Source organism: Novosphingobium gossypii, assembly GCF_050433305.1.
Classification (GTDB): Bacteria; Pseudomonadota; Alphaproteobacteria; order Sphingomonadales; family Sphingomonadaceae; genus Novosphingobium; species Novosphingobium gossypii.
In genome coordinates this window covers 19,557-31,375 of record NZ_JBNPXM010000021.1, presented here as the reverse complement: position 1 = coordinate 31,375, position 11,819 = coordinate 19,557, and the positions used below count along the sequence as shown (strand labels likewise).

At 61.5% G+C, this 11,819-nt stretch carries 8 protein-coding genes; 5 read left to right on the top strand and 3 right to left on the bottom strand.

What is annotated here, in order from left to right; translation table 11 throughout:
- Positions 1-328 precede the first annotated feature (328 nt).
- The 5 genes from GGR40_RS21640 (at position 329) to GGR40_RS21620 (ending at position 6,994) form a co-directional block, all read left to right on the top strand.
- Complete coding sequence (locus GGR40_RS21640) at positions 329-592, top strand: DksA/TraR family C4-type zinc finger protein (RefSeq protein ID WP_429278337.1); 264 nt, start codon at positions 329-331, stop codon at positions 590-592.
- Positions 593-1,078: 486 nt separating this feature from the next.
- The gene (locus tag GGR40_RS21635; RefSeq protein ID WP_429278336.1) at positions 1,079-2,290 is read left to right on the top strand and encodes a surface lipoprotein assembly modifier; all 1,212 of its coding nucleotides are present in this window, start codon (positions 1,079-1,081) and stop codon (positions 2,288-2,290) included.
- 432 nt (positions 2,291-2,722) lie between these two features.
- On the top strand, positions 2,723-4,168 hold the full coding sequence (locus GGR40_RS21630) for a transferrin-binding protein-like solute binding protein (protein ID WP_429278335.1): 1,446 nt from the start codon (positions 2,723-2,725) through the stop codon (positions 4,166-4,168).
- Between the two features lie 500 nt (positions 4,169-4,668).
- Positions 4,669-4,908, top strand: a complete 240-nt coding sequence (locus GGR40_RS21625; RefSeq protein WP_429278334.1) for a helix-turn-helix domain-containing protein — start codon at positions 4,669-4,671, stop codon at positions 4,906-4,908.
- Between the two features lie 529 nt (positions 4,909-5,437).
- Entirely contained in the window at positions 5,438-6,994 is a 1,557-nt protein-coding gene (locus GGR40_RS21620) for a tetratricopeptide repeat-containing sulfotransferase family protein (protein WP_429278333.1), read from the top strand.
- Between the two features lie 49 nt (positions 6,995-7,043).
- Here the strand turns inward: GGR40_RS21620 and GGR40_RS21615 are convergent, their stop codons facing one another.
- The 3 genes from GGR40_RS21615 to GGR40_RS21605 form a co-directional block, all read right to left on the bottom strand.
- A complete protein-coding gene (locus GGR40_RS21615; RefSeq protein WP_429278332.1) occupies positions 7,044-9,434 on the bottom strand; it encodes a TonB-dependent receptor in 2,391 nt (796 codons plus the stop codon).
- Positions 9,435-9,623: 189 nt separating this feature from the next.
- On the bottom strand, positions 9,624-10,601 hold the full coding sequence (locus GGR40_RS21610; RefSeq protein WP_429278331.1) for a sterol desaturase family protein: 978 nt from the start codon (positions 10,599-10,601) through the stop codon (positions 9,624-9,626).
- A 181-nt stretch (positions 10,602-10,782) separates the two neighbouring features.
- Positions 10,783-11,796: an MBL fold metallo-hydrolase gene (locus tag GGR40_RS21605; protein WP_429278330.1), complete on the bottom strand. Its 1,014-nt coding sequence runs from the start codon at positions 11,794-11,796 to the stop codon at positions 10,783-10,785.
- Positions 11,797-11,819 lie beyond the last annotated feature (23 nt).

The following is an 11,819-nucleotide window of genomic DNA, read 5'->3' as shown; positions in this document are numbered from 1 at the left end:
GCACGTCCGGTTCGATGAGCAGGGAGTGGAAACGGATCGTCTGGCAAGCCCCACAGGCGCGCCGCACGACACCGCGCCACTTCCTGACTCTACCGGAGGCGGGACAAATTATGTCGGCTTTGATGACAAGGCTCGGCGCCTTTAAGGCGGGAGCCGATGACCGGCGGCGTCTGTGTGCCGAATGCCGCGCAGGAGCAAGGCTGCCGGTGAGCCAACGAGGGCACGACTCCGAGCCACCTTACCGGGTACCTCGGGGGTAATGGCGAGCGGGCGTTGAATCACACACTCCGCGTTCACACTTCGGGCCGACGAAATAAATGGAACGGACATGGCTGGTGGATGGTCGCGCGATGGCGCGGTGCAGGATCAGATTGATGACACTGTAAGTGACGCGGTTCGCGCCGCCCGCGCCCGGATGCCAGCTGGCGAGGGCCTAGAACATTGCGAAGATTGTGGCGAGATCATCCCCGCCCGTCGGCGTGCGGCACTGCCTGGCGCGCGCACCTGTGTAGCCTGCCAGGGGGAACGCGATAAAACTGTCGTGCATTCTCATATAAACCGGCGAGGCAGCAAAGATAGCCAATTGCGTTGAAGGTGACGCTGATTGGAATGACAGTACCGCTTTCGCCGCCTCCTTTGACTTTCATGCGATCTATCTTTCAGGCTCAGATAAAAGGCTGATCCATTAGACCGGCTTTTTCGATACTCGCCGGAAAATGGATAGCCCGCGCGTTGGGTATGGCAATTTGGCACTGAGTGACCGGTAGGGGCCGGCCACGGAACAACCAGTTCTTTTCGAGCGGGAAGCGCCGGGCGGCGGAAACAGAAGCGAATGGTAATGGGATGGATTAAATTCCTGAAATGCGACCAGGTGGTATTGTGGCACCGTCTTAAAATCTGGACAGCGTTCCAATCCATGCGGTAAGCATGGCGCAAACGGGGGTGTATCATTTCAATTCGTCGACTGCTGGTCGGGACGATGCTGGCGAGCATCGCGACCAGTGTAGGCGTGCAGGAGCGTGGGGGCCTTGTTGCGCCAGATTCAGCGCCTGAAAGTCTCTCGGCTACACAAGTCTTTGTGCTGGCCGGCAAAGCTCGTGACCGCGGCGATTTCGTCACCGCGCAAGCGGCCTACCGCGCGCTGACCGAAGACCGTGACCTGGAGGTTCGCACCGAGGCGCGCTTTCGCCTGGGTCTGATGCTGGCCGACGATCTCAAACGTTATGGCGATGCCGCGCTTGAATTTCGCCGCATCCTCGATGACAAGCCCGGCGCTGCGCGTGTACGTCTGGAACTGGCGCGTATGCAGGCGATGCTCGGCAACATGGGCGCAGCCCGCAAGGAATTGCGCGCTGCGCAGGCCGCCGGCTTGCCTTCCGCCGTGGAACAACTCGTGCGCTTCTACTCGCGCGCGCTCAATGCGCGAAAGCCACTGGGTGGCTCGATCGAGGTGGCCATGGCGCCCGACAGCAACATCAACCGAGCAACGCGATCGGACACCCTGGGCACCGTGATCGGTGCTTTCACACTCGACGACGACGCGCGCGCGAAGTCGGGAGTGGGTCTTGACCTGCAGGGACAGGGCTATCTCCGCGTGGGTATCGAACCCGGCGCCGACCTTCTCGTAAGGGCATCGACCGATGCGACGCTTTATCGCGAGCCCGGCTTCAACGATATCTCCGTAGCAGTCCAGGCTGGGCCCCAATACACGTGGGGCGGCAACCAACTGGCCTTTTCGGCCGGTCCGTCCCGTCGCTGGTACGGGGGAAGCCTGTTCAGCACGGCGGTCGGCGGCGGCATCAGCTGGCAGCGATCGGTGGGTAAACGGGGGCAGGTCCGCCTTGACGGCAACGTGGCGCATGTACGCAACCGTCGCAATGCGTTGCAAACCGCCGACGACTTCACGCTTTCGGCCAATGTCGATCGGGCTTTCACCGCCCGCTCTGGCGGCGGAATACAGGTCTTCGGTTTCCGGGAAGCCGCACGCGATCGGGGCTACTCGCTGGCGATGGGCGGTTCCTCCGCCTACCTGTTTCGCGAACTGGGTCGCACAACGATAGTGGGGACGGTCGCCTACAGCCACCTCGAAGCCGACGCGCGATTGTTTCTGTATCCGCGCCGGCGTGTCGAGGATCGTTACAGCGCTTCGATAGCCGCGACATTGCGGGCATTACACCTAGGCCGTTTCGCGCCGCTGGTCCGCTTCAAATGGGAGCGTAACCGCTCCTCGATCGAGATTTACGATTACCGCCGCTTCGTCGCCGAGTTCGGCGTAACGTCGGCGTTTTAAGGGGATAGGGTTCATGACAACGACAGGTACTGCGCGGCTTCTGACAACGGCCTCATTGGCTGCGCTCAGCCTCACTCTCTCGGCCTGCGGCGGCGGAGGTGGCGGCGGTGTTAACAGCACGCCGGTGCCCCCGGGTTCCGACACCGACTCCTGCGCCCACCCCGACACCGACCGCCACGCCTACTTCGACGCCTACTTCGACGCCTACCCCCACCCACCCCCACACCCACACCCACTCCCACTCCCACTCCCACTCCCGTCACAGCGCAGCCCACCAGGAAGCCAACCGTCACGTCGCACTTTTCGACCGAGGCGAACCTTTCGGATGCGACGTATGATGTCGGACGGCTCAAGTCCGCGTCAGGCGGGAGGGCGGACGACGCCTCCCTTGCCTACGACGCAAATTCCGACAGCTTCGTTCTGAAAGCGAACGTGGAGCCGACGACTTTCACCCCTGTGGACGTCGCGATCGAAACCTCCAATCTCACCCGATATGAGAAGACGGTCGGGAACACGATGAGTAGGCTTGATCTGAACTGGGGCCTGCGTTCCGAGTGGACCACCGCGCCCGAGTATGTCGCGCTTGGCCAGATGCTCGTGCGTCAGCGTGACGTGCCGACCGGCGTAGATACATTCCGATCCATCGATTTCGCCTTCGGTCTGCCCAGTGAGGCATCGACCGTGCCTCGAAGTGGGGGCGCTTCCTACAACCTTTCGGTTGTCGGCACTCGAACTTCGCGTGCAACCGACAGCCTTCTGCAGATGAGCGGCAGCGGGACCGCGCTGGCGGACTTCTCTGCGGGATCACTGAGTATTGTCGGCAATACCTACTCCTTCAACTGGCCCAGCGGCGGCATACAGGGGGTCGAGAGCCCTGGTGCGTTTCAGGGGAAGGGAACGATAACGTCCGGCCAGAACCGATTCTCCGGCACTTTCACTGCAACTGCGGGCACTGCTGACACATATGCAGGCAATCTTGCCGGCAGCTTTTATGGTCCCGGTGCCAAGGATATCGGTGGAACGATGTACGGCGGATCAGGGGGGCTGTTCTTCAGTCTAGCCTTTGCAGGATACGGCATCGCGAAGACTTATGCTGACGATACTCTTGCCAACCTTCGAAGCACGACGCGCTTTCGCACCGCAGAGGTATCCTACACGGCTCAGCCGCTCGAAAATCCGTTGGGCGAGGCGATCATTTACAACCCCGCCACTCAGACTTACGTAGTTGGCGGTCGGGGGTTCCCCCTGGGCTTTGGCATCGCTTACGGACCGGTAAACCGAACACCTGACAAGGATACCGCCGACATGCGCGCATATGGTGCTGCGCAAGCGACGGTGGACGGGAAAATTCAGTACACGATGGATGTCTTCGATGGAGAGACGCAAGGCATCCAACTGACTTACGCGAGCTTCATGCAGGTTTCCGCGGTTCGCACGGATCTTGAAGGCAAGCTCGTCGATCAGGGAAGCGGCTACATCGGCTTCGGCAACGCAACTGCACCCGATCAGATGCCTCGAACGGGATCCGCGAATTTCGCAGGCCTGCTCTTCGGCGACATCCACGATGGCAAGAAGTCGCTCGCGTCGCTGACCGGTCGATCCGAGCTCACTGCCAATTTTGCCACGGGCGCGCTTGCAGCAAGCCTGTCCCCCGTCCGCCTCGATGCGGGCGGAGGCTCGACTGCAATCGGCAGATACGATTTTTCGGGTGCGATCGATACCTACACGGCATCGTTCAGGGCAGCGTGGAGCGCCGGATCAGGGAGCATTGCCGGCCGCTTCTATGGCGACAAGGCACAGGAGTATGCCGCCTCATTCAATCTGCAGGATCCAGTGTTGGGTCAACTTGCCGGTGTTGCGCTAGGGGTCCGCAAATGATCGCGGATGGCACCATCGATCTTGGGGCTTCGGGCAGCCGTTTATTCCCATCTCCGATCTAGTGGCGCGGCTGCAGAATGGTTGGTGATTGCCAACGCCCATCGTGACATCCCCTGTGGGGGCAGCTAAAGGTTTCGTCGATCATCCTGTGTTTGAGAATGTATGAAATGAGAAGAAAGGCCGGGGATGATCCCGGGCCTTTCTTATACAGCGCCGGTCGGGGCGAGTATGCCCGCGGCAAATTCACGTAGCGCGAGTATTCGGTTTCAGCGATAGCGCGCCGAAAAGCGGAACGTCCGCACTTAGACATCTCCACTTGCCAGCTAAGCGGCCGAAATGGGTCGGCAGGACATAGCCGGCGGCCGATAAGCTTATACCAGATCGCGTTGATGCTGACTTAGTGGGCTGCTGCGAGCAGACCTTTTATCCACCATTGTGAGCCGATGGAGGCTTGCGATGGCGGCGTCGTTGGTTATGCGAAGCGATTATTCTAGGCAAACGTGCGAGTTTTTGCCCGGCGTAGGGGTGATGCGCAGCAGGCGCAGAGGCTTTTTGACGATGGCCTCGATCCTGGATGGGGCAGGCGGAATGATGCGGCGAAGATTGGCGGTGTGACGCTCCAGATCGTGCGTGACTGGGTTATCCGCTTCAACGCCGAAGGTCCTGATGGGCCCAAATCAAGCAAGGGGCTCTGGCTGCGGGGGGCGAGGCAGGGCCGATCCCGTCCGCGTATGGCGTGATTCGGTGGCAGCCTGTCGATCTAGCGCAATGGGTGTTAGACGAGTTTGGCCTGTCAGCTTCCCCGCACTCACCGCAACCTTTCCGCCGTTGCGAAATTGCCTTGCGACACCCGCTGTTAGGAGGGATGTTCTACATCGAGACGGGTCATGCCGGCGATCGAAGTCCCCAGTATCATCCCGTGGAGCACAACCCGTAGATCGATGTTCCTGCACCTCCGATGCGACAAGCACCAGATTTCCTTTTTGATCATGATAGCGCGGAGATCCGTTTGGCATGGTGCACCAGAAGAATTATGAGTCATCTGTGGGGGTGCATCTGGCTATAAATCCTGGCACTGCACCATCGTCATTTGCATCTGTGCCGCCGATGCGCAACAAGCGGAACGACAAATGATAAGCTGAGCTGCGAAACCGACGGGCTGTCTTACCAGCCTGATGGAAGGTCGGTGTAGACGATGAACAGGGTTTCGGCTGATGAAACGAGAAGCTCTTCTTTCGTGCACGTTCGATGCCTGAACAGGCGATCCGCATGGCCATCGCGCGAGGAGACCTGCCTACAGCCATTACCAGCGCAAAAAGGCTGATAGAAGCCGATCCGGATCGGCCCGAAGGCTATTTCATGCTGGGGACGGCTCTCGCCGAAAGTGGACATGTCGCCAAGGCGATCCCACTGATCGAGGCCGCTGTAGAGCGGGGGCGGCGGGCGGAGCATATGGCGCAACTGGCCAAATGGCTCGTCCTGCTCCGGCGGGAGGATCAGGCGGCCACCGCCGCTCGTGACGCGATGATGGCAAGGCCTCAGGATCCGCTTACGTTCGACACGATCGGGTGCGTGCTGGCCCGGCTGGGCGATCATGAAGGCTCGCTCGTGCCGTTCGCCTCGGCGGTGGAAGGCGATTCGCAGAACGTGGACTATCGCTACAATCTGGCGGCGGCGAGCGGTTTTACCGGGCAGGTTGCGCAGGCCCGGCACCATTACGAGGCGATCCTCGCGCTCGATCCCGGAAATGCGCGGGTGCACTACGCGCTGGCTATCCTGAGCCGGCAGACCATCGAGGCCAATCACGTACCGCGACTGGAGGCGGCTTTGGAACGGGCGGGCGTGCCGGGCGACCGTCTGCGCATCCGCTACGCGCTGGCCAAGGAACTGGAAGACCTCGGCGATACGGCGGGATCGCTGCGCCATTTGTCCGCTGCCAATCAGTCGCATAAGGAGACCCTTGGGTACAGTTTCGCGCAGGATGAGGCGATATTCGACGCTCTCGAAGCGCTGTTTTGCGCCGACGCGGCTCCGCTTGCGGCAGGCGCGGGACACGGTGGGGCAATAAGCGCCGAAGCGCCGATCTTCGTCGTCGGCATGCCGCGCACGGGTACGACGCTGGTGGACCGCATCCTCTCGTCGCATCCGGACGTGGAGGCTGCGGGCGAATTGCAGGCGATGCCACTGGCAGTGAAACAGCTGGCGGCAACCGCGTCGCGCCGGGTGCTCGATGCCGAAACGGTCAAGGCGAGCGGGACCATCGATCCGGCTGCGCTGAGGGAGGCTTATCTGGCGCGGGCGAACGTCCATCGCGGACGGAACAAGCCCCGCTTCACCGACAAGCTTCCGGCCAATTTCCTCTATATCGGCCATATCCTGCGCGCCCTGCCCAATGCGCGGGTGGTGTGCCTGCGGCGCGGGCCGCTCGACACCCTCTGGAGCAATTACAAGAACCTGTTCGCCAGCCAGTCGGCCTATTACGCCTACTCTTACGACCTCATGGATACGGCACGGTACTACGCGCGGTTCCATCGGCTGATGGAGCGGTGGGGGGCGCTCTGGCCCGGCGCGGTTCTTCAGCTTTCCTACGAGGGGCTGGTCGCCGATCAGGAAGGGGAGACACGCCGGCTGCTGGCGCATTGCGGGCTGGACTGGGACCCGGCTTGCCTCGATTTCCACAAGAACCGCGCCGCGGTAGCCACGCCCAGTGCCGCGCAGGTACGTCGACCCATCAACAGCGACGGGGTCGGCAAGTGGCGAGCCTATGCGGCGGCGCTGGAACCTGCTCGCCGCTGGCTGGCGCAGCAAGGACTGGCCACGGACTAGTGGCGCAAGTGCCGCCGCGCGCCTGAGCGAGCGGCGGCACCGGGATGGTTCAGTATTTGATCCGTGCCTCGACGCCGACGGTGCGCGGCGTCAACACCGTCCGGCGATAGTAGCGCGAAGCCACACCGTCGTTGATGCCTATGCGCGAACGATCCTGTCCCACCGAAACCACGGCGTACTTGTCGAAGATGTTGTTCGCGAAGAGGCTGACTGTGTACATGTCCGTCTCGTAAGTCAGCGCGGCGCGGTGGAGGACATAGCTGGGAATCTTGTCCCCATAGCCACGGTCCCAGCCGATGCGGGACACGACGTTGCCGCGATAGGTCGTCGTCCAGTTGGCGCTCACGCTTCCTTCGCCGACGGGGACGGTGTACGTGGCGCCAAGGCTGCCCGAGTTCTTGGCTGAACCGGGCAGGCGATCGCCGGAAAGCGCGTCCAGCTGCGTGAACTTCGGTCGCCCGTCATAGTCGCCCGGCGTGGTGCGGATGGTGATGATGCCTGGCACGTCCTCGGTCAGCTTGGCGTCGGTATAGGAATAGGTGCCTTGGATCGTCAGCGCCGGTGTCGGTTTGAACTGGAACGAGGTCTCAAACCCCTGGGACTTGGCCGATCCGCCGTTCACGGTGATCCCGGTCACGCCGTAATACGTGGCGGAGTCCACCTGTATCCCGTCCCATTTTATATGGAAGACGTCGAAGTTGAAGGCCAGCTTGCGGTCGAACAACTGCATGCGGATGCCGATTTCGGCGTTCTTCGTCTTGTCTGGGCCGTACTGGACCTCGTTCGGAAGAGCGCAGGCGTTCTGCTGGTCGGCGGGCACGGGATCGGGGCAGGGTGCAACGCGGTTTGGCCCGCCGATGCGGTAGCCTTTGCTGTAAGTGGCATAGACCATAAGATCGGGCGTGAAGTTGTAGGACGTGTTCAGCTTCCACACCCAGCCGTCCTTCTTGGCCTTGCCGCCGGCGGCATCGACGTCGTAAGGGCTAAGCGGGTCGCCCAGCAGCGGCAGGACCAGCGCACCGGCCACATCCGATGAATACTTGAAGTATCGGGCGCCGCCTGTCACCTGCCATTCCGGCGTGATCTTCAGCGTGCCTTCGCCGAATACGGCCTTCTCGGTGATCTTCGACTTGGTGTAGCTGACGTATTCGAGGTCGTCCGGATTGTCGGCTACGCCATAGAAGTCGGATAATCCCGGAACGTGCTCGGCATAATCGTTGTGATACTTCTGGCGATTGTAGAAGCCGCCCAGCACCCAGTTGAACGGGCCGCCGTGGCGTGAAACCAGCCGGATTTCCTGGTTGAACTGCTTGCGGCGACCATCGCTTTCGTTCCAGCTGGAGAATGCCGGGAACAGTTCGTAGTCGTAATCAAGATCCAGCAGCAGGTCGGTGTTGTCAGCCTGTGAACGCGTCCGCACGTTGGTGTAGGCGGTGGTCGACACAAGGTCCACGATGTCGGCTATGTTGGCATCGAGTTCCATGCTCGCCAGATGAGCGCGGCGGTTGACGGGTTCTTCGTAGCGGCTGGCGTTCTGGTACTTGCCCGTACCCATCACCCCCGCGCTGTTCGACTGCGCGCCATCGGTTCTGGTACGCTGGAAGGCATAGGTGAAGATCGCCTTCAGGTCCTGCGTGGTCTGCAGCAGCAACTGGTTGCGCGTGGTGAAGGTGTGCTCGAAGTTCAGGTCCTTGCCGCGTCGCAGGTTCGCGGCGAATTCCGGCTGCGTGACCCCGTCGGTGCCGCCCGGCTGCGGCAGGGAGACGCCTGGCCTCTGGAGCAGCAACGGATAATCGATGAAGCCGGGATCGTAGTAATAGCCGGTTGCCGACCGGAAGGCGACGTGATCGCGCACCAGCGGGATGTTGATCATCCCATCGGCCTGGTATCCAAAGTTGTCCGAATGACCCTTGGCATACAGGCGGCCATGTCCCGCTGCTTCCCAGGCGTCGACATTGGGGCGGTTCGGAATGTACCGGATCGCGCCGGCCAGGGTGCCCAGGCCATAGAGCGTGCCCTGGGGGCCAAGCAGCGTTTCGACGCGGGCGATGTCCAGAAGCTTGAAGTCGTAGTAAAGCGGGACTTCGCCAAGGTAGATGCCAAGGGAGTCATCGTAGTTCAAGCCGCCAGAATCCACGTCCGAGGCGTTGAGGCCGCGCAGGACGATCGAGCCGGTAGAACCGGGGCCTGTGTCGGAAATGGTGAGACCGGGCGTGAAATCCGCAAGGTCGCGTACGTCGTCGATGCGCTGGCGGTTCAGTTCTTCGGCACCGATCGCGGAAATGTTGATCGGCGTATCCATGATGGTGGTGGCGCGCCGCGTGCCGGTGACGACGATTGCGTCGCCCGTCTCCTCTGCCTCGGCTGCGCTCTGCGCCAGTGCGGGCGCGGAGACCAGAGTTCCTGTGATGATCGTCGCGGACAGCAGTGCCGCCCTCATTTTCGCGCGTTGTGTCATGTGTTTCCCTGTCCTTGGTCTTGAGGCTGCCCGCCGCCCGGCCTGCCTGCGCCGGACTGTCGGATGCCGCTTTTCATTGTGACGACCGGTCATCTTCGCGGATGTTGCGCCGGTACGTCTGTGGTCATGGATCCTGTCACTGGCGGGTTCGGGATGTGATCCGCCCGGTGTTCAGTTGACTTGGCCGGAACGTGTGTGCCTCACCCCGATAAATTCGCCGAGACGCCCGAAGATCGGCCGGAACGGGAACAGCAACTGTTCCCGGATCGACAGTCGACGCAAATCGTCCTGACCGACCACGCTGGCCTCTCCTTCGCGATACGTCCCGAAGATACGGTCGAGAAGGATGAGCGAGTTCGCGTAGTTGCAGCGCGTGCTTTCGTAGTCGGTGGAATGGTGAAGGCTGTGGTGGCGGATCGTGGTGAAGATCAGCGCATAGAACGCGGGGGGATCGGCCCGGACATTCGCATGGGCGAAGGTGGAGACCGCGCCCAGTACGTTCAGCCCGCAGAAAATCGCGGCGGGGGGCAGATCGAACAACGCCAGAATGCTGAGGCTGATCAGGAACAGCTCGATGGGATTGCCGACGTACCCTTTCGCGGCGTTCAGTTGGGTAATGTGATGGTGCGGTGCGTGCGTCAGCCAGAACGGCGTGACGTTGTGCATCAGTCGATGCATCCAGTACTGGCCGAACTCCACGATGAAGATCACCATCGCGACTTGGACCACGAAAGGCATCTGCATCGCCCAGTCGGTCGATAGGCCAATCGCGGTCTTGAAGGCCCGCAGCGGCTCTTCGGCCAGGTTGGTCGTGGCCCAGGCGATCGCAGTCGATCCCAAAGCAACGTAGAAGAGATCGGTGAAGAACTCGCGGCGGTTCATGCGCCAGCCGGCATGACGCTCGTTGATCCACTCCAGCCCCAGTACGCTGAGGGTGACGAGCGCCGTCACGGCCATCAGCGTCCACGGAGCCTCTGCCACTTCTCTGGGCACCAAGCCCCAAAACGCCACGATTGCGACAATGTAGATGGCCGGGATCAGGTCAAAGAGCCTTTGCGTCGCCGCCTTGCCGCCCTGGGGCAGGGCTGGGGCCTCGTCACGTAGACCGGCGCTGGAGAGATGCGTGCAGGAGACTGGCAGTTGTTCCATCGAAAACTCCCCTCCAGGACGGTGGACCGGCCTGTTGCTACAATTTTTCTCTCCCGGTGTATGATCGCTCTGCCAGGCGACTGAACACACGGTATGGATATTACATTTGGCGTCAATAGTATTATTTCGGCATCGTTCAGTTTTGCTGTCGAACCGCTGAAGCCGGTGCCCGGGAAGCCGATCAATCGTAACGATAGAGGTTTTTGTCGATCGTCGTCGTTCCCCGCGTCTGGTTGCAGAGGAACACCGTTCCCGTGAAGTAGATGCCCGGTTCCTTGATGGTCTGGGCAATGGCATACGCTTCGCGCAGTTGCGCCACCGTCATCTCCACCGGGGCTTCATCGGGTTGCCACGTCAATCCGTACGGGTAGTCCTGACCTTCCCTGCTGATCTCCACGTGGCAGCCCATGACGTGCGTCACGGGATGGGTGTCGCAGAAATCGATCAACCGCTTCATGCTGTCGAACCACGGCTGCCAGAAGCTGATGTAGCACCGCCCGCGGTAGAACATGTCGCCTGTGTACAGGATCTGGGTGTAGCTGTCGTAATAGGCGAATTCGGACACGACATGGCCGGGAGAACCCCAGATGAGTATGTCCCGTCCTCCAAGGTCCAGAGTGACACGTTCCTCAGGGTAATTGCGCATGCCCCAGAACCCGACCATTTCTTCGTGGGTCAAGCCCATGCAGCGGGTATTCGGGCGGTCCGCGAACTGGTTCGTGGCCGCATAATGATCGCCGTGAAGGTGGCTGAATGCGACGATCAGTTGGAGGCTGGCGGGATCGCGACGGTTGCGGCGGCACCATTCGTCGATGCACCGATCCACGACAGCGCGATAGTCGCAGTCGTTGCGCAGCTGAACATAGCCTTCGTCTAGCAATAGCACCCGGTCGTTGCCGAAATAGAGGGGCGCGAAGGGGGCCTCATAGCTGTAGGCCTTGTTCTGGCGCAGGATGGCGGTATGCGGATCGTACCAGTGGACCTGCAGGGGCGGGTCGGTGTTGTCCATGCAGGACGACGAGCCGCAGATCCAGCGCTTCGGGAAAGCACCGGAGGCGGGGACCGCACTGCGGAAATCGATCGGTGCCGGGCGGGCTGCGGCCGACACCGCATCGCTCGTCGCCGTGAGCGCCGCACCGGTCAGGGGAACTGCGGCGATGGCGGCATTATGGGCTAGAAACGTACGGCGATCCATCGAGGGGTTCCTGAGTTCCTTGG

Excerpts from the sequence above, each read along its gene's own strand:
- GGR40_RS21640 (WP_429278337.1), top strand. The coding sequence starts at position 329 with ATGGCTGGTGGATGGTCGCGCGATGGCGCGGTGCAGGATCAGATTGAT.
- GGR40_RS21620 (WP_429278333.1), top strand. The coding sequence starts at position 5,438 with ATGGCCATCGCGCGAGGAGACCTGCCTACAGCCATTACCAGCGCAAAA.
- GGR40_RS21615 (WP_429278332.1), bottom strand. The coding sequence starts at position 9,434 with ATGAGGGCGGCACTGCTGTCCGCGACGATCATCACAGGAACTCTGGTC.
- GGR40_RS21610 (WP_429278331.1), bottom strand. The coding sequence starts at position 10,601 with ATGGAACAACTGCCAGTCTCCTGCACGCATCTCTCCAGCGCCGGTCTA.
- GGR40_RS21605 (WP_429278330.1), bottom strand. The coding sequence starts at position 11,796 with ATGGATCGCCGTACGTTTCTAGCCCATAATGCCGCCATCGCCGCAGTT.